Genomic DNA, 18,478 nt, shown 5'->3' with positions numbered 1-18,478 from the left:
CAATAGCCCCGCGCGGCGGTGTCGGCGGGGCAGAAGATGATGCTCTGGAAGAGCCGGAGCGGGTGTCGCATACCGCGGACTAGATTGCCAAACCTGATGTGTTGGGTCCAGCAGTTGCCGGCGCCAGCGGCTGAGCTATTCTCATTCTTATGCGCACAGTCTTCGCTGTACTTAGTCTCGTCGCTGTCGGACCGGCCGCTGCTGCGGACGTCTACCTGTTCGATCTGCTGCGCCGACCCGACTACAGGCACGCCTATAATGCGATGTTGAGAAGTGGTCCTTCAGTGACGAAGTGGATGACCGCCTATAGCCGCACGACGAACGGACCGTCCCAACCTTCCAGAGAAATCAAAGCGGACGGCGAAACCTGCCTGCTCGCTGACGTGTGCAAGGTCCACGACTGCCTCGACCATAAGCTTCAGGTGATATTCGCGCCGGGCGGGCGGCGCGCGTGGGGCCGGCTGTACGAGAACGGCAGCACCAGCTGGATAGGCAGCCCATCGCCGGCGCTCAGGAAGGCGGCCGATCGGATCGGATTCTGAGGCGGTCGCATAGGCTAAGTCGCGACGTCCCGATCGGCTCACCGGGCGGAGGGCCGGCTGTTCAGCCTCAGGCGCGCTCGGCGGTCTTCTGCACCAGTTCCAGGAGCCTGCGTCGATCCTCAGGATCACGGACCAGGTTGAAAGCGGCCAGCAACTCCGCGCACTCAGCGTCGCTGGCGACCGGGGCCACCGGAATGGCCGCGGCGGACGCTCCCGCATCGACGGCGTTCGGTGGCCTGTAGAACGCAGAGGGCGGCACCTGCACCGCTTCCGCGATACGACTCAGGAGCCGTTCCGTTCTCTGTTGCCGAAGCGTCGAGACCCAGCATTCCTCCTCATGATGAAGGGCGCTGGGGGGCGGCGTCTTGCTGCTCATAGGCCTCCGTCTCGGCGTCCCGGACGCGCCGTGTACACTGTTATACCGTTTCAAATTCTATTTGATTGCGTGTGAAGCGCAACGGTTGTGCTAGCGCAAAGCTTGCCCTTTGTGGTTGTGTCGTGCGACAGGTCACACGGGTGTGAGCGAACAGCGAGAGCAGGTACGGCGTGCCGAAGCCCCGATCCCTTGGCGGTCAGACGTGTCCGAAGGCATTTCAGTCGGCGCTCGATGAACTCGACGTCATCGGCCAGTGGGAGTGGGACGCGGCGACGGACTGCGCGCGCTCGGACGCCTTCGTGGCGCTGCTCTTCGATGTCGACCCGCAGCAGGCGGAGGCGGGCGTTCCACTGACCCAATACGTCGAAGCCATACACCCCGAGGATCGGGTGCGGGTTCTCGATCTGATCCGGCGCAGCGCCGGCGAAGGTAGCACCTTCCTGACCGAGTACAGGGTCATCTCGGTCGACCGTCAGACCCGCTGGGTTCTGGCGCGAGGCCGCTTCACCGCTGATCATCAGGGGCGACCGGTCGGCGGTGGCGGCATCCTCGTGGACATCACCTCACTGCGGATGAGCGAGGGCACTTTCGCGGAGGTCACGCGCTGCCCCGATGAAACCGCGCTCGACCGGGCCGCCGATCGCGCCATCGCCGCACAGGAGGCGATTGTGGAGTTGCGAGATCCGGCTCTGAAAGCGCTGGCCGACGCGCTCTTGATATCGCTGGGCCGGAAGCTTGCGCAGCAAGAGGTGCAGGACCGGCGCCGGAAGATGAACTGATCGAGCGGCGCTCTTGCCCCCTCACGACGCGGAGGCGCGCCCGACGTCACCAGCATGTGAGCCGCGACGCGAGGCCGCTCATCGGCAGGATGGCCGGCGGCTACCACGCCATCTCCACTGACGGGTGAGCCGACGATCGATAGACTCGCGGCCGATGTACCGAATCTCGCCTGCAAGCCTCTGCCGGCTCCGCACGCTCGCTCAGACCGACGCCGCTTCTATCAGGTGAGCGGTTACCTGCGTGGCCTGTAGGTGGTCGGCTTGGTCGTCGCCACCGGGTCGTCTGATCCCGAGAACGTCGAGTACGGCGTCACCGATACCGGTCGAGCCGAGTTCGAGGGGCAGCCCGGTCTATCCTCGTCCAGCTTGTACGGCCTCATGGATTTTCGCGCGACCCGTCCCCGGATCCGCAACGCGTCCAGAAGGGTGGGCGTGCGAGGAACGCGACGACCGTGTCGGGCTGCCGGAGCCGGTCCTGATTGTCCGCTCAGGATGGCAATCGGATGTCGCGCTTTCGTCTCGAAGCGGACGTGCTGCCTCCGGTTCGATCCTGCTGATTGGACCGATGCGCGCTGGTTCCCGGCGGACAGAAGGGGGAGCGGTCCGATAGGTGTTGCTTCGACCAAACACTGGCGCATCATCTCATGCGGGAGGTGCCCCTATGGAATGCCTAGACCCTCAACCCAGAAGGCGACCGGTCATAAGGCGAGTAGGGCATCGTGACGCGTTATTCATTGTCGCGGATGCAGTCAGCGCAATAAGATCAAGCATCGTGAGGAAACTGCTCGCAAATGGGCGATATGATACTCTCATCAAATGGGAGACTTTAAGATAGCGTCATGGCTTCGGATCTTCCTTTGTCCGCGTTCCGCATCTTCGAGGCAGCGGCGCGACGTCGCTCTTTCAAGGAGGCTGCCGGCGAGCTGAACCTCTCGGCCAGCGCTGTCAGCCACGCCATGAGCAAGCTCGAGGAGTCGCTCGGCGTGCCTCTCTTCGAGCGCGTCGGGCAGGGTATCGCGCCAACGACAGCGGGAGAGGCGCTCCTCGACCACGTCAGCCGGGCTTTCGCCGAGCTGCATCGCGGGCTCGACATGATCTCGACGCGCGGCTCGCAATTGCTGCGCCTGCATTGCGCCCCGAGCTTTGCCGCACAGTGGCTGACGCCCAGGCTGGCGGGTTTTCTGCGCGACCATCCTGGGATGGAGGTGCGACTAGCCGCAGGCATGGACTACGCGCGCTTCACCAACGACGAGTTCGATGCCGATATCGTCTATGGCCCCCCGCGCGGCGAGGGCTTGCTGCGCATGCCTCTCGGCGTTGAAACGGTGACGCCGCTCTGCGACCCGTCGCGAGCAGAGCAGATCAAGAAGCCGTCCGATCTGTTCCGGCACCCCTTGATCCAGAGCGACACGAAACTGGTGCGCTGGCCGCACTGGTTCGACAAGAACGGCCTGACGGCGCCCGCATCCGCAGCCCTGCGCTTCGACCGCAGCTTCCTGGCATTGACCGGAGCGGCCGACGGCCTCGGCGTCGCCCTGGAGTCGACGCGTCTCGCGGAACGGGAAATGACGATCGGACGCCTCGTGGCACCGCTTGCAGGTCGTTCAGTGGATATCCACTACACCGGTCACCATCTCGTCTTTCCGCCATCATCGCGACGGCGCGAACCTCTGAGGATCTTCGCGCGCTGGCTCGCTAGAGAACTTTCTGTATCGCCGAGCTCGGAGCTGGAATAGCGTTTAATGAATTTCATTCATGTTTGAATGCAATCTTCGCGTTTGTTCATTGCCTCTCGGGCAGCCATAAGGGCGTCAACGATAGGACGCGAGGAAACGGCTCGGACGCTGACGCCCGTCAGAGCGCGGCCCAAGAGGGTGAGCTGGCTTCATGCCACGCTTTCTCCGCCTCCCATCGCAGAAGAAGCCGGGTTCGGCCGGTTTGCAGGGAGGGTCTACATGCTTCTCGAGAACAAGGTCTGCGTGATCACCGGGGCGGCCTCCGCCCGCGGCATCGGCAAGGCCACCGCCCGGCTCTTCGCGAAGCAGGGCGCCCGCGTCGTTATCCTCGACCTCGACGCCGGCCAGGCCGAGGCGGCCGCCCGCGACCTCGGTGACGGCCATCTCGGCCTCGCCTGCAACGTCACCGACCGGGGCGCATGCCAAGCTGCCGCCGATGAGACGATCGCCCGCCTCGGCTCGATCGACGTGCTGATTAACAACGCCGGCATCACCCAGCCGCTCAAGCTGATGGATGTGGGACCAGAGAACTACGACGCGGTCACCGACGTCAACCTGCGCGGCACGCTCTACATGAGCCAAGCCGTGGTCCCGCAGATGCGGAAGCAGAAATCCGGCTCGATCGTCTGCATGTCGTCGGTCTCGGCCCAGCGCGGCGGCGGCATCTTCGGCGGTCCGCACTATTCCGCGGCGAAGGCCGGCGTCCTCGGCCTGCAGAAGGCCATGGCCCGCGAACTGGGCGCTGACAGCATCCGGGTCAATTCCGTCACTCCCGGTCTGATCCAGACCGACATCACCGGCGACAAGCTCACCCCCGAGCTCAAGGTCGAGATCGCCAAGGGCATCCCGCTCGGCCGCCTCGGCGTCGCCGACGACATCGCCAATGCCTGCCTGTTCCTGGCCTCCGACCTGTCCGCGTACATCACCGGCGCGGTGATCGACGTGAACGGCGGCATGCTGATCCACTGAGAGGGAGGACCTCATGTCAACCGAACGGCCCCACGAGGGTTCGAACATCTCGCTGGCCGACCGGGCCTACAATATCCGCCGCCACGCCCTGCTGATGGGCGAGGTCCAGGGCCAGGGCTACATCGCCCAGGCGCTGGGGATCTCCGATGTGCTGGCGGTGAGCTACTTCCACGCGATGACCTACCGTCCGGAGGATCCGGAATGGGAGGGCCGCGACCGCTTCTGCCTCTCCATCGGCCACTACGCCATCGCCCTCTACGCGGCGCTGATCGAGGCCGGGATCATCCCGGAGGACGAGCTGACAAGCTACGGCGGCGACGACAGCCGCCTGCCGATGTCCGGCATGGCCGCCTACACGCCCGGCATGGAGATCACCGGCGGGTCGCTCGGCCACGGGCTCGGGATCGCGGTCGGCATGGCGCTGGGCCTGAAGCGGAAGAACGCGAAGAGCTTCGTCTACAACCTGTTCTCCGACGGCGAGCTCGACGAGGGCTCGACCTGGGAGGCCGCCATGTCGGCCGGGTCGTTCAAGCTCGACAACCTGATCGGCATCGTCGACGTGAACGGCATGCAGGCAGACGGCCCCTCGCACGGGGTTCTCAACTTCGAGCCGCTGGCGCCGAAGTTCGAGGCGTTCAACTGGTTCGTTCAGCGGGTCGACGGCAACGACCTCGACGCGCTCGTGAAGGCCTTCGATGCCGCCCGGCACCATCCGGGTCCCGAACCCCGGGTGATCATCTGCGACACGAAGATGGCCAAGGGCGTGCCGTTCCTCGAGGAGCGCGAGCGCAACCACTTCCTGCGGGTCGAGCCGGCCGAGTGGACGCAGGCGCTGGAGATCCTGGACGAGGGGAGGGTGCAGTGAGACGCTCGAAATATGAGAGGCCCGCGCCGCGCGTCGGCGGCGGCGCCAAGACCTCGGCGATGATCGCCTCGCTGGCCGCCCCTGGGCAGCGCACGAAGCCCGCCCCGTTCGGCCACGCCCTCGTGGAGCTCGCCAAGACCCGGCCCGACATCGTCGGCCTCTCGGCGGATCTGGCCAAGTACACGGACCTGCACATCTTCGCGCAGGCCCACCCTGACCGATTCTACCAGATGGGGATGGCCGAGCAGCTCCTGATGAGCGCGGCCGCCGGCCTCGCCCGCGAGGGGTTCGTCTCGGTCGCCACCACCTACGCGGTGTTCGCGGCGCGGCGCGCCTACGACTTCATCTGCCTCGCGATCGCGGAGGAGAACCTCAACGTCAAGATCGCCTGCGCGCTGCCCGGCCTGACCACCGGCTACGGGCCCAGCCATCAGGCGACCGAGGATGTCGCGATCTTCCGCGGCATGCCGAACATGACGATCCTCGACCCGTGCGACGCGCAAGAGATCGAGCAGATGGTCCCGGCGATGGTCGCCCACCAGGGCCCGGTCTACCTGCGGCTGCTGCGCGGCAACGTCCCGCTGGTGCTCGACGAGTACGGCTACCGGTTCGAGTGGGGCAAGGCCAAGACGATCCGCGATGGCCGCGACGTGCTGGTGATCTCGTCGGGCCTGATGACGATGCGCGCCCTGGAGGTGGCCGAGGCCCTGCGCGAGGATCGGGTCGACGTGGCGGTGCTGCACGTGCCGACGATCAAGCCGCTCGACGCGGCGACGATCCTGGCCGAGGCCCGTCGCGGTGGGCGCCTCGTGGTCGTTGCCGAGAACCACTCGGTGGTCGGCGGCCTCGGCGAGGCGGTGGCGGGATTGTTGATGCGCGACGGTACCCTGCCGGAGCGCGGCTTCCGTCAAGTCGGCCTGCCGGACGAGTTCCTCGACGCCGGAGCGCTGCCGACCCTTCACGACCGCTACGGCATCTCGACCGAGGCGATGGCTCGAAGCATCCGCGGTTGGCTGTAGGCGCAGCCGTCGCTCGCGACAACAAGCGACTACTCGCACCCACAACTGAGCTGAATTGAGATGATCGCGGATCTCCGCGTCCGCGATCATGCTGTGCCGTAGAAAGATTTCTCTATTCATTCGGTCGCATCGCGCGCTCTGAGCGATGATGCGTGCCTGAAAACAATTAACGACTTCAATAATCGATCAAAATAATAAAAACGCTCAGCAAAAGGGCGACCTGCACGCATGGGCAGAGGCCGGCGATCTCAAAGACCGTAGCAGGCGGGATCGCGCCACCGAGCATCATCAGGGAGTGAAATCGTGAGCACATTCAACATAAGCCGTCGGACACTTCTTGCCGGCGCCGCGGCTGTCCCGATCTTCGGCATCATCACGCGCCGGGGCGAGGCCGCCGAATTCGGCTACAAGCTCGCCACCGGGCAGGACCCGACCCATCCGGTCAACGTCCGGGCGCAGGAAGCGTGCGACCGGATCCGCGAGGCGACGAGCGGGCGCGTCGACATCAAGTTGTTCCCGGCCAATCAACTCGGCTCGGACACCGACCTGCTGTCGCAGGTGCGGAACGGCTCGGTCGAGTTCTTCAACCTCTCACACTCGATCCTGTCGACCTTCGTGCCGGCGTCCAGCCTGCCCAACACCGGCTTCGCCTTCAAGGATTACGATGCCGTCTGGAAGGCCATGGACGGGGCGCTCGGCGACTATGTCCGCGCCGAGATCGCCAAGACGCCGATCACGACCATCTGCAAGAGCTGGGACAACGGCTTCCGTCAGATCACCTCCTCGACCCGTGAGATCAGGACGCCCGAGGATCTGAAGGGCTTCAAGATTCGCGTGCCCCAAGCACCGATGTTGACCTCGCTCTTCAAGGCCCTCGAAGCCGGGGCCGCGCCCATCAATTTCAACGAGCTGTACTCGGCGCTCCAAACGAAGGTCGTGGAGGGCGAAGAGAACCCGCTGCCGATCATCGCCACGACGCGCCTCTACGAGGTGCAGAAGTCCTGCAGCCTGACCGGCCACGTCTGGGACGGCTACTGGATCCTCGGAAACAAGCGCGCTTGGCAGAAGCTGCCCGAGGACCTGCGCGCGATCGTGACCAGGGAGTTCGACCGCTCGGGTCAGGATCAGCGTGCGGACGTGGCCAGGCTCAGCGACTCTCTGCGCACGACCCTGTCAGAGAAAGGGATCAGGTTCATCAATGTCGACCGCGAGCCTTTCCGTGCCGCTCTCGCCAAGACGAGTTTCTACAAGGACTGGAAGGCGAAGTTCGGTGAAGTCGGCTGGAGCCACCTCGAAGCCGTATCCGGCAAGCTCGGTTGAGGGTGGGGTGTCATGCACGTCGATATCGCTGCCGCCGCCTCTGTCGAGGCAACGCCCAGTCACGGCCTGCACGGGCCCCCGCTGAGCGGTCACCCATGGCTCGGGACCGCCGATCGGTTCCTCGGTCATCTCGTCGAGATCCCGGCCGCCCTGCTGGTGCTGGTCGAGATCGGGGTGCTGCTCGCCGGCGTCGTGAGCCGCTACGTCTTCCATGAGCCGCTCGTCTGGTCGGACGAACTCGCCGGCATCCTGTTCCTGTGGCTCGCCATGCTGGGCGCCGTGGTCGCCTTCCGCCGCGCCGAGCACATGCGCATGACGGCGATCGTCGCCATGACCGGACCCCGCACCCGCGCCTTTCTGGAAACAGTCGCGCTGGTGGCCGGCCTGATCTTCGTGAGCCTCGTCCTGCACCCGGCCTACGAGTTCGCGGCCGAGGAGATCTACGTCCAGACGCCGGCCCTCGATCTCAACAATGCGTGGCGCGCCGCTGCCTTGCCGATCGGCCTCGGCCTGATGCTGCTGGTCGCCGTCATCCGCCTCTTCGAAACGGCCGATTGGCGGATGACGGCCGGCGCGCTGGGGCTCGGCGTTGCGGTCGCGGGTGGGCTCGTCGCCCTCCAGCCTTGGCTGGCGGGGCTCGGCAACCTCAACCTGCTGCTGTTCTTCGTCCTCGGCGTCGGCGCGCTGGTCTTCTCCGGCGTGCCGATCGCCTTCGCGTTCGGCCTGTCGACCTTCGCCTACATCACGCTGACCACCAACGCGCCCTCCATGGTGGTGGTCGGCCGCATGGACGAGGGCATGAGCCACCTCATCCTGCTCGCCGTGCCGCTGTTCGTGTTCCTCGGCCTGCTGATCGAGATGACCGGCATGGCGAAAGCCATGGTCGGCTTCCTGGCCTCGCTGCTCGGCCACGTCCGCGGCGGCCTGCNTGTTCGTGTTCCTCGGCCTGCTGATCGAGATGACCGGCATGGCGAAAGCCATGGTCGGCTTCCTGGCCTCGCTGCTCGGCCACGTCCGCGGCGGCCTGCATTACGTGCTGGTCGGGGCCATGTACCTCGTCTCGGGCATCTCCGGCTCCAAGGCCGCCGACATGGCCGCCGTGGCGCCCGTGCTGTTTCCCGAGATGAAGGCCCGCGGCGCCAAGGAGGGCGACCTCGTGGCCCTGCTCGCCACCACGGGCGCGCAGACCGAGACGATCCCGCCCTCGATCGTGCTGATCACCATCGGCTCGGTCACCGGCGTGTCGATCACCGCCCTGTTCACCGGCGGCCTGATGCCGGGCCTCGTCCTCGCCGCGACGCTCTGCGCGCTGGTCTGGTGGCGCTACCGCCGCGAGGACCTGAGCCACGTCGCCCGGCCGTCCGGCCGCGTCATCGGTCGCGCCTTCCTGGTGGCGATCCCGGCGCTGGCGCTGCCGTTCGTGATCCGCTTCGCCGTGGTCGAGGGCATCGCCACCGCCACCGAGGTCTCGACCATCGGCATCGTCTACGCGGCGCTGGCCGGCCTGCTGATCTACCGCCAGTTCGAGTGGCGGCGGCTCTACCCGATGCTGGTGACCACCGCCGCGCTGTCCGGCGCGATCCTGCTGATCATCGGCGCGGCCACCGGGATGGCCTGGGCGCTCACGCAGTCGGGCTTCTCGGAGACGCTCGCCGAGGTGATGAAGGGCCTTCCGGGCGGTGCGCTCGGGTTCCTGTTCGTCTCGGCCTTCGCCTTCATCATCCTGGGCTCGGTGCTGGAGGGCATACCGGCGATCGTGCTGTTCGGGCCGCTGCTGTTCCCGATCGCGCGGGCGGTGGGCGTGCACGAGGTGCACTATTCGATGGTGGTCATCCTCGCGATGGGCATCGGCCTGTTCGCCCCGCCCTTCGGCGTCGGCTATTACGCGGCCTGCGCCATCAGCCGGATCAATCCCGATGCCGGGATGCGCCCGATCGTCGGCTACATCGTGGCCCTGCTGGTCGGGCTGCTCGCCATCATCCTCGTCCCCTGGTTCTCGATCGGGTTCCTCTGAGGCGATGCAACGCGATCCGGGGCGCGACTGCATCCACTGGGATGCAGCCGCTTCCTCGTCGGGGGACTGTCCGATCAGCGCATCCTGTGAGGTACCGCCGACCCGCGAGGCCGCACGGCCCGACCGAAGAGGGCAGTGAGCGCGGCCTGTCGCTCATCGGTCGCCCTGGACAAGGCCACGTGCTGGATCGGATCGCCGCTTGCCCCCGCGATCGCGCGCGACTGCGCCGGCTCCTTCCAATGCACGCGCGTTCTGGCCCGGAAGATCGGAGCCGAAATGGCTTGCGGGCCGGCACCGATCGCCTGCCTGAACAGCCTCTACGGCGACAGCAGGGGCGGACCCGAGGCTCATCGCGCGGCGACGTCCGAGCATCCGGTCGAGCATCACCCAGCGTTCCGATCCGCTGGCCGCGATGACGCGGTAGAGGCCCCCGCCGTCACCGGGCCTCCAGCCCGTCTCGGCCGTTCCGCGCGGCGCCTCGATTGATCGTCAGCCAGTTCGGCCGCAGCTGCGCGGCGGCGTGACTGATTTGCGCCACGTGGCCGATACGGTTAGTCAGCCTTAACCGTGTCGTCTTTCCCTGCTCGATGGCGCGACGCGACCGGCGGACGTTCAGGCGACGGCCTGTCGCCGCCGATGCTCACTTCGTCCGCGCGACACGCAGGACATTATTAACTATTCGCGGATTGCTTGTTGGCAATCTTGATTTGACAGCGCGCCACGTCCGGCGAACCAGAATGGTGATGAGACGGCGTCGATGCTTGATCTGACGGGCTATCGCCTGACCTACGACGACGAGTTCAACGCGCGCAGCATCTCGCAGAACGGCGTCGGGACGACCTACCGCGATATTCGCGCCGAGTGGCGGTACGACGCCAACTCCGACATCGGCTTCGGTCGGTCGTCGTTCCTCGATTCCGGGTCCGGTTACGATCCCTTCAGCGTCCAGAACGGTGTTCTGACGATCACGGCGGCGCCGCCCGGGACGAGCGCGTCCGGCTATCCGGGGAGCTGGCAGTCCGGCCTCATCAGCACGCAGGGCAACTTCTCGCAGACTTACGGCTACTTCGAGATCCGCGCGGATTTCTCCAACAATCCCGATGCCTGGGACGCCTTCTGGCTGCTGCCGAATCAGCAGAGCCCGCAGTCGAGCAGCGCCAACGGGCACCAGGAGCTCGACGTCGTCGAGCATTACGGAAACAACGACCGCGGCGTCTACAGCACGATCCACACGACCGACCCGCAGCCGCCCGGAACGACCTGGCAGCAGACCCGCCAAGTCTACAGCGAGATGCCCAATCCCAACGGGTATCACACCTACGGCATGAACTGGCAGGCCGATCGCATCAGCTTCTACGTGGACGGTCAGCTCGTCGGTTCGCAGGCGACGCCGTCCGACCTGCACAGCCCCATGTATCTGCTGGCCAACCTGGCCGTGCAGAGCACGGCGACGACGGGCACCCGCTTCAGCTCGAGCATCGACTATATCCGCGTCTACTCGAACAACCCCAACGCGGTCGCGGTGCCGCAGGACCGCGTGTCGTCGCCGGATGGCCGAGACCCGGGTCTGTACGGGGCGACGGCCGGTCTCCGGTCGGGCGCCGGCGCGGCCGGAGCGCAGCCGGGCGCGGCCGGGTCGAACTCCGGTTCGACGGCGCCTGCATCGGGCGCCAACGGGTCGAATGGATCTTCTCAATCGTCCTCGGGGACGGCTCAAGGGACCGCGGCGCCGGGAAACGCCCCGTGCTACTGCACCGGCACGTCCATCAGGACCGACCGCGGCGACGTCGCTGTCGAGCGGCTCGCGGTGGGCGACAGGGTCGTCACGGCCGCGGGCCTGCATCGGCCGATCCGGTGGATCGGTCGCCGCACCTATCCCGGATCGTCGGCCCCGCCGACCGAGCGGCCCGTGCGCATCCGGGCCGGCGCGCTCGACGACGGTGTCCCCGCCCGCGACCTGCTCGTCTCGCCGGACCACGCCGTTTGGCTGGACGGGCTGTTCGTCGCCGCCGGCCACCTCGTCAACGGAACCAGCATCACCCGCGGTGAGCGCGTGATCGATCTCACCTACTGGCATATCGAGCTCGACAGCCACGACCTGCTGCTGGCGGAGGGCGCGCCGGCCGAGAGCTTCCTGCCCGCTCCAGGCCTCCGGCGGCTCTTCGACGGCCGCGATCCGGACGACAGCGCGATCGGTCCGCAGGCCTACGCGCCGCGCACCGCGCTCGGTCCCCAGCTCGCCGCCCTGCGCAGGCGGCTGATCCGTCGGGCCGGCGCGACGTCGCGTCCGGGCGCCGTGCGGGCGTGGCTGGATCGCTGCGCGCTGCGCGCGGACGGCGCGCTGCGCGTGGCCGGCTGGGCCCACGACGCCGCGCAGCCCGACGCCCCCGTATGCCTGGACATCGTGGTCGACGGGACAATCGTGGCGGTGACGGTGGCGGCGGAGTACCGCGCCGACATCGCGGCGGCGGGCGTGGGCGACGGCCGGCACGGATTCGACCTCGGCGTCGAGGCGCCCCTCGCTCCCGGTGTGCCGCACGTGGTCGAGGTGCGCCGCTCGATCGACGAGGCGGTCATCTGCGCCATGGCCGCGGACGCGGCGGGCGTGTGGCGGCCCCTGCTGGCCGCCTGACGCGCCACCGCGGCGGGCGTCAGGCGCGCCGCATCAGGCTGGACGCGCGGAGGTCCGACGCACGCAGGTCCGACGCGCGGCCGCGCGCGGCCGGACCGCGCGACCCGGCCATGCGCGGCGGCTCGGCCTGCCGGATCTGGTCGAGCAGCAGCGGGCGCGCGAAGTAGTAGCCCTGGGCGCAGCGGATCTGCGTGGCGCCGAGCAGGTAGGCGACCTCCTCGAAGGTCTCGACGCCTTCGGCCACCACCGTCATGCCCAGCGCCGCACCGAGCGACTCGATCGCCTTCAGGACGATCTGGCTGCGCGGCCGCTTGTCGATGTCGGTGATGAACGAGCGATCGATCTTGAGCTCGTCCGCGGTGATGTCCGCCAGGGCCGCGAGGGACGAGTAGCCGACGCCGAAATCGTCGATCGAGACGCGCGCGCCGATCGCCCGGATCTTCGGCAGGACCTCGCGCTGGAAGCGGCCCGTCGTGAAGAAGGCCTCCTCGGTCAGTTCGAGCACGAAGCGCTCCGCGAGTCCCGTCTCGCCGAGCGCCGCGCAGAAGGCGGTCATGAACGGCACGTCGCAGGCCTGTTTGGCGGCGATGTTGAGGCTCACGGTGACGTCGGGTCCGAAAACCTCGTCGATGTCGGGCATCGCCCGCACCGTCTCGGCCAGGAGCTGCAGGGTGATCTCGTTGATCAGCCCGAGCTCGATGGCGAGGGCGATGAAATCGCCGGGCGCCTGGATCATGCCGACCTCGTCGCGCCAGCGCAGGAGCACCTCGACGCCCGTGACCGCGTGGGAGCGCATGTCGACCTTGGGCTGGAAGGCGCAGCAGAAGCAGCGGTCGCGGATCGCCAGCCGGAGGCGCTGCTCCACGGCCATGCGGGCCGTGGCGGCCTGGCTCATCGCGTCGTCGAAGACGCTGACGCCGCCCTTCAGCTCGCCCTTCACCCGGTACATCGCGTTGTCGGCCTGTCGGGCGAGGGTCTCGTAGCTGTCGCCGTGCTCCGGGAAGAGGCTGACGCCGATGGAGGCGGAGGCGAAGATCTCGTGCCCGTCGATGAAGAACGGCTGCTTCAGGCGCTCCGAGATGGCGCGCACGGCGGCCAGCGCCGCGTCCCCGTCGGTGACGGGAGCGAGGAGCAGCACGAACTCGTCGCCGCCGATCCGCGCCAGGAGGTCGCTCGGGCGCAGCGCGCCGCCGATCCGGTCGGACACCTTGCGCAGCAGGGCATCGCCCGCGGCGTGGCTGTAGTAGTCGTTGATGTGCTTGAAGTTGTCGAGATCGATGAAGGCCAGGGCGAACCGGTCTCCCGGCGCGGACCCAGCCAGGACATCCGCGATGCTCTGCTCGAACATCGTCCGGTTTGGCAGGCCGGTCAGGGCGTCGATGAAGGCCTTGGTGATCAGCTCCCGCTGGATCCGATGATGGTGCGTGACGTCGATCAGGGTCGTCAGCGTGAAACCGTCCCGGTCCTCGGCGACCGGCCGCGTCCGCACCTCGAGCATCCGGTCGTCGACTGCCTCGACGGTCCCGGCGTCCCGGGCGCCGGCCGCCGCGGCGTGAAGCGCCTGGACGGCCCTGTCCCCGAGGGCGCTTGCGGCGGCGTTGGCGAGGACGCAGTGACCCTGGGTGTCATGGACCACGACCCCGACAGGGAGCGCCTGGAGGGTGGCCTCGAGCAGGGTTCGACGCTCCGGGAAAGCGGGCTCGCTCATGCCCCGCCCTGCTGCCACAGGGGCTTGGCAGGCTGGGGTCCCGTTTGGGCACCGGTCTGAGCTTGGTCGCCGCCCTCCAGGGGGCGGCGGAGGAGACGGCGATGCACCTGCTCGAGGGCGGCGCCGTGCGGGCTGTCCGAGCCCGCCTCGCGCCCGAGGCGCGCCGCCGCGGCCGGATCGCCGTCGTACCCGGCGACCTTGTTCATGGTTGCCCCGCGCCAGCGCTCGACGACGGCGCCGACGAAGGCCGCGCCGGCGACGGTCGCGTCGTCCTCGGCGGCCCTGCCGCTCGCGTCGTTGCGCGGGTGACGGGCCGACGGCAGCGGCCGGAAGGTCATCCGCGCCGGGATCGGGACGCCCTCGCCGAAGGCGATGACCTCGCCGGTGCCCAGCGACGGCACGAAGGTGAGGAGGTTGGCGGCGTCCGACACGGCCGCGGCCAGGAAGGCCTGGTCGCGCGCGTTGGTCATGCGCATGGCGAACAGGGTGCTGCACTGCGACATGATCGTCGCGTCGAGCTCGGCCGGGCGCTGGGTGACCAGCCCGAGATGGACACCGTGCTTGCGGCCTTCTCGGGCGATCCGCGCCAGGGCGCGCCGCGTCGGCGTGAAGCCCACCGACCGGTCGGCCGAGGCGAAGCGGTGGGCCTCCTCGCAGACGAACAGCAGCGGGACGGCGCCCTCGCTCCAGATGCCGAACTCGAAGGCGAGGCGGCACAGCACGCACACGACGGCGTCGACGACCTCCATCGGCAGACCGGCGAGCTGCATGATCGTCATCGGCCGCCCGTCGGGATCGAGCCGGAACAGGTGCGCCAAAATCTCGCCCATCATGTCGCCGCCGACATTGGCGTTGTCGAACATGAAACCGTGCCGGGGATCGTTCCGGATCGCCTCGATCCGGGTGATCAGCCGGTGATAGTGCATCCGGGAGACGCGGTTCTCGAGCCGACCCATCCGCTCGTCGATGAGCGCGAGCAGATCCTGCAGCATGTAGGGGACCGGCGTGTCGACCGTGTAGCCGGCGCCCTTGCCGAAGGGCCGCTTCACGATCTGGCGGTCGCTCGCCTCCTTGTACTGCCCGTACTTGCTCTTCGCGAGGGGGATCACCTCGGCCAGGATCTCGATTTCCTCGTCCACGGCCGGCCTGCCGCCGTAGATGACGTCGGCGATCTCCTCGAGGTTGAACAGCCAGAACGGCAGCTTGAGGGTCCGCGGGCTGATGACGCTCGCGCGGTCGCCGAAGCTGGCGGCGTACTCGTTGTGCACGTCCAGCAGGAAGACCCGCACGGACGGTCGCGCCCGCATCACCTCGTCGAGGATGACGGTGACGCCGCTTGACTTCCCGACACCGGTCGCGCCGAGTACCGCGAAGTGCTTGGAGAGCAGGTCGTCGATCTTGATGCAGGCCGGGGTCTCGGGATCCTGGTAGAGCGCGCCCACGGCCGCCGTGCCGGTCGCCGAGACCTGATGGACGATCCGGAGGTCGGTGGCGGACAGGAGTTCCACATCGTCGCCGATCGCCGGGTAGCAGCTCACGCCGCGGCTGAAGCGGCGCGCGCCCTGCGCCGCGTGAATCTCGCCGAGCAGGTCGAGGCTCGCGTAGGCGCCCGGCCGGTGCCCGCGCTCGCTGCCCGAGGACAGCGTGGTGACGATGCCGACGAGGATCGCCTCTCCGGCACGGATCCGGACCAGATTGCCGACGGTGACGCGCACCCTGGGCCGGCCGCCCTGCACGCTGAGTTCGAGATGGACCTTGGATCCCTCGATCGACGTCACCGCGCCCATGGGCGACGCGGCATCGTCGTGCCGGACCGTTCCGTCGCCGCTCAGCATCGTTCGCACCCTGGTCAGAAACAGAATCGGCGCGATACTGGTCGGGCGTGATTAAAGTTCTGACAAAGAAATATGGCCAGCGAAACAATGCTTAACCGATGCCTTACGGTTCGTAAGCATCGTCAAGGTTGTATTTGATGGCCGCCGCGACGGTCGCGCGGGAGGACGCGGACCGGTCGGCGCATGATCCAGCGGGATCGTCTGCCGTCGACATGCCGGCGCGGCGCGGAAACACCCGCGCAAATTCCACATGGAAGGTCGTGTCCGCCCCTGCCGGTTGCGGCCGCAGCCTACGCGACCTGACCGTCGCCGAAATGCTCGCGCATCCAGCACTCTCCGGAGATCCGCGCTCCGTTCTGCGTCACGAACGCGTAGGGCGAGTGCTCCACAACTGCGCCGCCGCGGCTGCGGATGATCCAGCGAAAACACCGCGGATCGTCCAGGCACGGGACGATCTCGACGGTATGAGAGCGCGTGATTTCGGTCGTCATGACGGGTAAACGCTCGAGCGCGGGACTCCGCTCCACGGATCGTGTGTGGAGGGTTACCGAGCGGTGTGGGCGCGCACGCCAGTTGGACCTGTCCGTCAGGTTCCATGGCCGGAACCTTCCCCACCGCGGCCCGGTTCGGGCCGAGCCCTCCGGCCGGGCGCGACCCGGCTCCGCGCGACAAGGATGCTGCATGCCGATCAAGGCCCTCAACGACCGCAAGAAGCTGTCGAACGACTTCAACGAGGCCAACGACGCCTTCATCGACGAGGTGCTGAGCGCGCTCCAGGGCGGCCGGATTCCGGTCGATCTTGCCAGGGCCTACCTCGCGCATCCGGTCGCGATGATGCACACGGACGGGGCGCAGGCCGTCGCCAACTACTTCGAGCGCATGCTGGCCCAGCGCCCGAACATCGACTGGACGCCGGGCGCCTGAGCGCGGCGAGGCACCCCGACGAGAAGGAGCGCGGATGACCGCCGACGAGATCGAGGATCTGAACCGGGCGCGCGCCGCCCTGGCCCGCCAGCGGAACGCCATCGCGCGGCGACTGGGCGGCCTCGACCTGGCGCCGATCTCCATGGCCGAGGACCTGACCCGGACCCTGCTCGCCATCGAGGCCGTGGACCGTGCCCTGGTCGACGCGGGCCAGCCGCATATCGACATCGGCCACCGGCCGGACGCCTAGGGATTGCGAAGCGCTCGGTCGCGCCCGAGTCTTCGCGCCCGAGTCTTGCGCCGCACTCCCAGGCGTGCGTACAGGCTCGGGTGCTCTGAGGAGACCCGACGATGTCCGACCGCATGCCCGGCTTCAACACGCTGGCGATCCACGCGGGCGCCGCCCCCGACGCGGCCACCGGCGCGCGGGCGACGCCGATCTACCAGACCACCAGCTTCGTGTTCGACGACGTCGACCACGCCGCGTCGCTGTTCGGGCTCCAGGCCTTCGGCAACATCTACACGCGGATCACCAACCCGACGAACGCTGTCCTCGAGGAGCGCATCGCCGCGCTCGAAGGTGGGACCGCAGCTTTGGCGGTGGCCTCCGGCCACGCGGCCGAGTTCCTGACCATGCACGCCCTGATGCAGCCGGGCGACGAGTTCGTGGCGTCCAACAAGCTCTACGGCGGCTCGATCAACCAGTTCAACCACTCGTACAAGAACTTCGGCTGGTCGGTGGCCTGGGCCGACAACGACGACCCCGCCTCCTTCGAGGCGGCGATCACGCCGCGCACCAAGGCGATCTTCTGCGAATCGATCGCCAATCCCGGCGGCGTCATCACCGACCTGGCAGCGCTGTCGCAGATCGCCAAGAAGCACAACATCCCGCTCGTCGTCGACAACACCATGGCGACGCCGTACCTGATCCGGCCGTTCGAGCACGGCGCCGACATCGTGGTGCACTCGGCAACCAAGTTCCTCGGCGGCCACGGCAACTCGATCGGTGGCCTGATCGTCGACGGCGGCTCGTTCCAGTGGGCCGGCGACGCGCGCTACCCGATGATGAGCCAGCCGCGGCCGGAATATTCCGGCATGGTTCTGGCCGAGACCTTCGGCAATTTCGGCTTCGCCATCGCCTGCCGGGTGCTGGGCCTGCGCGATCTCGGACCGGCGCTGTCGCCGTTCAACGCCTTCCTGATCCTGAACGGGATCGAAACGCTGCCGCTGCGCATGCAGCGCCACTCCGACAACGCGCTGACGGTGGCCAAGCACCTGTCGACGCATCCGGCGGTGTCGTGGGTCAGCTATCCCGGCCTGGAGACCGACCGGTACCATCAGCTCGCCCGGCGCTACACGCCGAACGGCGCGGGGGCCGTCTTCACCTTCGGGCTCAAGGGCGGCTACGACGCGGGCGTCAAGCTGGTGTCGAGCCTGCAGCTGTTCTCGCACCTCGCCAATATCGGCGACACGCGCTCCCTGATCATTCACCCGGCCTCGACGACTCACCGCCAGCTCACCGACGCGCAGAAGACCGCCGCGGGCGCGGGACCCGACGTGGTGCGGCTGTCGATCGGCCTGGAGGATCCGGCCGACCTGATCGAGGATCTGGACGCGGCGCTCGGTGCGTGAGCCCGGCGTCATCGCGAGCGCGGTGAAGCGACCCTGGATTGCTTCGCTCCGCTCGCAAGGACGGCGGTGCTTCCAGCGATCTGACCAGAAGCCGCCGGCTGGCGCGAGGCGCACAGCCGGCGGGCTG

16 protein-coding genes and 1 pseudogene are annotated in these 18,478 nt (G+C 67.8%); 13 read left to right on the top strand and 4 right to left on the bottom strand.

The window, feature by feature from the left end; translation table 11 throughout:
* Window positions 1-149 precede the first annotated feature (149 nt).
* Window positions 150-542 carry an Ivy family c-type lysozyme inhibitor gene (locus tag ASG32_RS32075; protein ID WP_082557718.1) on the top strand — a complete coding sequence of 131 codons (393 nt, stop codon included), beginning with the start codon at window positions 150-152 and terminating at the stop codon, window positions 540-542.
* Window positions 543-609: 67 nt separating this feature from the next.
* Here the strand turns inward: ASG32_RS32075 and ASG32_RS02580 are convergent, their stop codons facing one another.
* On the bottom strand, window positions 610-918 hold the full coding sequence (locus ASG32_RS02580) for a hypothetical protein (RefSeq protein WP_056522154.1): 309 nt from the start codon (window positions 916-918) through the stop codon (window positions 610-612).
* 170 nt (window positions 919-1,088) lie between these two features.
* On the opposite strand from ASG32_RS02580, the gene ASG32_RS02575 reads away from it, so the two are divergent.
* From ASG32_RS02575 to ASG32_RS02540, 9 genes and pseudogenes are all read left to right on the top strand, one after another.
* Entirely contained in the window at window positions 1,089-1,697 is a 609-nt protein-coding gene (locus ASG32_RS02575) for a PAS domain-containing protein (protein ID WP_056522151.1), read from the top strand.
* A gap of 839 nt (window positions 1,698-2,536) precedes the next feature.
* Window positions 2,537-3,433 (top strand): LysR substrate-binding domain-containing protein, encoded by an 897-nt coding sequence (locus ASG32_RS02570; RefSeq protein ID WP_056522147.1) that lies wholly within the window; start codon window positions 2,537-2,539, stop codon window positions 3,431-3,433.
* Between the two features lie 219 nt (window positions 3,434-3,652).
* Window positions 3,653-4,402, top strand: coding sequence for a glucose 1-dehydrogenase (locus tag ASG32_RS02565; RefSeq protein WP_056522144.1), 750 nt, complete (start codon window positions 3,653-3,655; stop codon window positions 4,400-4,402).
* Window positions 4,403-4,415: 13 nt separating this feature from the next.
* Entirely contained in the window at window positions 4,416-5,267 is an 852-nt protein-coding gene (locus tag ASG32_RS02560) for a transketolase (RefSeq protein WP_056522141.1), read from the top strand.
* The gene (locus ASG32_RS02555) at window positions 5,264-6,286 is read left to right on the top strand and encodes a transketolase family protein (protein ID WP_056522138.1); all 1,023 of its coding nucleotides are present in this window, start codon (window positions 5,264-5,266) and stop codon (window positions 6,284-6,286) included. The genes ASG32_RS02560 and ASG32_RS02555 overlap by 4 nt, the downstream gene beginning before the upstream one ends.
* A gap of 303 nt (window positions 6,287-6,589) precedes the next feature.
* Window positions 6,590-7,606: a TRAP transporter substrate-binding protein gene (locus tag ASG32_RS02550; RefSeq protein WP_056522136.1), complete on the top strand. Its 1,017-nt coding sequence runs from the start codon at window positions 6,590-6,592 to the stop codon at window positions 7,604-7,606.
* A 12-nt stretch (window positions 7,607-7,618) separates the two neighbouring features.
* Window positions 7,619-8,534: pseudogene (locus tag ASG32_RS34855) on the top strand (TRAP transporter small permease subunit); the annotation flags it as partial.
* Window position 8,535: 1 nt separating this feature from the next.
* A partial coding sequence (locus ASG32_RS34850) for a TRAP transporter large permease (protein ID WP_244491770.1) occupies window positions 8,536-9,620 on the top strand: 1,085 nt, incomplete at its 5' end.
* Between the two features lie 757 nt (window positions 9,621-10,377).
* Window positions 10,378-12,252, top strand: coding sequence for a Hint domain-containing protein (locus ASG32_RS02540; protein ID WP_020091363.1), 1,875 nt, complete (start codon window positions 10,378-10,380; stop codon window positions 12,250-12,252).
* Window positions 12,253-12,271: 19 nt separating this feature from the next.
* Here the strand turns inward: ASG32_RS02540 and ASG32_RS02535 are convergent, their stop codons facing one another.
* From ASG32_RS02535 to ASG32_RS02525, 3 genes are all read right to left on the bottom strand, one after another.
* Window positions 12,272-13,960 carry an EAL domain-containing protein gene (locus ASG32_RS02535; RefSeq protein WP_056522135.1) on the bottom strand — a complete coding sequence of 563 codons (1,689 nt, stop codon included), beginning with the start codon at window positions 13,958-13,960 and terminating at the stop codon, window positions 12,272-12,274.
* Complete coding sequence (locus ASG32_RS02530) at window positions 13,957-15,795, bottom strand: ATP-binding protein (protein ID WP_056522132.1); 1,839 nt, start codon at window positions 15,793-15,795, stop codon at window positions 13,957-13,959. The genes ASG32_RS02535 and ASG32_RS02530 overlap by 4 nt, the downstream gene beginning before the upstream one ends.
* Before the next feature lie 290 nt (window positions 15,796-16,085).
* Entirely contained in the window at window positions 16,086-16,286 is a 201-nt protein-coding gene (locus ASG32_RS02525; RefSeq protein WP_056522129.1) for a hypothetical protein, read from the bottom strand.
* Window positions 16,287-16,476: 190 nt separating this feature from the next.
* On the opposite strand from ASG32_RS02525, the gene ASG32_RS02520 reads away from it, so the two are divergent.
* From ASG32_RS02520 to ASG32_RS02510, 3 genes are all read left to right on the top strand, one after another.
* The gene (locus ASG32_RS02520) at window positions 16,477-16,719 is read left to right on the top strand and encodes a hypothetical protein (protein ID WP_020091367.1); all 243 of its coding nucleotides are present in this window, start codon (window positions 16,477-16,479) and stop codon (window positions 16,717-16,719) included.
* A 34-nt stretch (window positions 16,720-16,753) separates the two neighbouring features.
* Window positions 16,754-16,969, top strand: coding sequence for a hypothetical protein (locus ASG32_RS02515; protein ID WP_056522126.1), 216 nt, complete (start codon window positions 16,754-16,756; stop codon window positions 16,967-16,969).
* A 101-nt stretch (window positions 16,970-17,070) separates the two neighbouring features.
* The gene (locus tag ASG32_RS02510; RefSeq protein ID WP_020091369.1) at window positions 17,071-18,351 is read left to right on the top strand and encodes an O-acetylhomoserine aminocarboxypropyltransferase; all 1,281 of its coding nucleotides are present in this window, start codon (window positions 17,071-17,073) and stop codon (window positions 18,349-18,351) included.
* Window positions 18,352-18,478 lie beyond the last annotated feature (127 nt).

Origin of the sequence: Methylobacterium sp. Leaf361 (genome assembly GCF_001424445.1) — a bacterium.
In the GTDB taxonomy this organism is placed as follows: Bacteria; Pseudomonadota; Alphaproteobacteria; order Rhizobiales; family Beijerinckiaceae; genus Methylobacterium.
The sequence above is the reverse complement of the archived record's forward strand: the minus strand, read 5'-3'. Positions and strand labels throughout refer to the sequence as shown.

Bases quoted from the DNA above. Each gene is read 5' to 3' on its own strand.
- ASG32_RS02535 (WP_056522135.1), bottom strand. From the start codon at position 13,960: ATGAGCGAGCCCGCTTTCCCGGAGCGTCGAACCCTGCTCGAGGCCACC.
- ASG32_RS02520 (WP_020091367.1), top strand. From the start codon at position 16,477: ATGCCGATCAAGGCCCTCAACGACCGCAAGAAGCTGTCGAACGACTTC.
- ASG32_RS02560 (WP_056522141.1), top strand. From the start codon at position 4,416: ATGTCAACCGAACGGCCCCACGAGGGTTCGAACATCTCGCTGGCCGAC.
- ASG32_RS02515 (WP_056522126.1), top strand. From the start codon at position 16,754: ATGACCGCCGACGAGATCGAGGATCTGAACCGGGCGCGCGCCGCCCTG.
- ASG32_RS02565 (WP_056522144.1), top strand. From the start codon at position 3,653: ATGCTTCTCGAGAACAAGGTCTGCGTGATCACCGGGGCGGCCTCCGCC.
- ASG32_RS02510 (WP_020091369.1), top strand. From the start codon at position 17,071: ATGTCCGACCGCATGCCCGGCTTCAACACGCTGGCGATCCACGCGGGC.
- ASG32_RS02580 (WP_056522154.1), bottom strand. From the start codon at position 918: ATGAGCAGCAAGACGCCGCCCCCCAGCGCCCTTCATCATGAGGAGGAA.
- ASG32_RS02530 (WP_056522132.1), bottom strand. From the start codon at position 15,795: ATGCTGAGCGGCGACGGAACGGTCCGGCACGACGATGCCGCGTCGCCC.
- ASG32_RS02570 (WP_056522147.1), top strand. From the start codon at position 2,537: ATGGCTTCGGATCTTCCTTTGTCCGCGTTCCGCATCTTCGAGGCAGCG.
- ASG32_RS32075 (WP_082557718.1), top strand. From the start codon at position 150: ATGCGCACAGTCTTCGCTGTACTTAGTCTCGTCGCTGTCGGACCGGCC.
- ASG32_RS02525 (WP_056522129.1), bottom strand. From the start codon at position 16,286: ATGACGACCGAAATCACGCGCTCTCATACCGTCGAGATCGTCCCGTGC.
- ASG32_RS02540 (WP_020091363.1), top strand. From the start codon at position 10,378: ATGCTTGATCTGACGGGCTATCGCCTGACCTACGACGACGAGTTCAAC.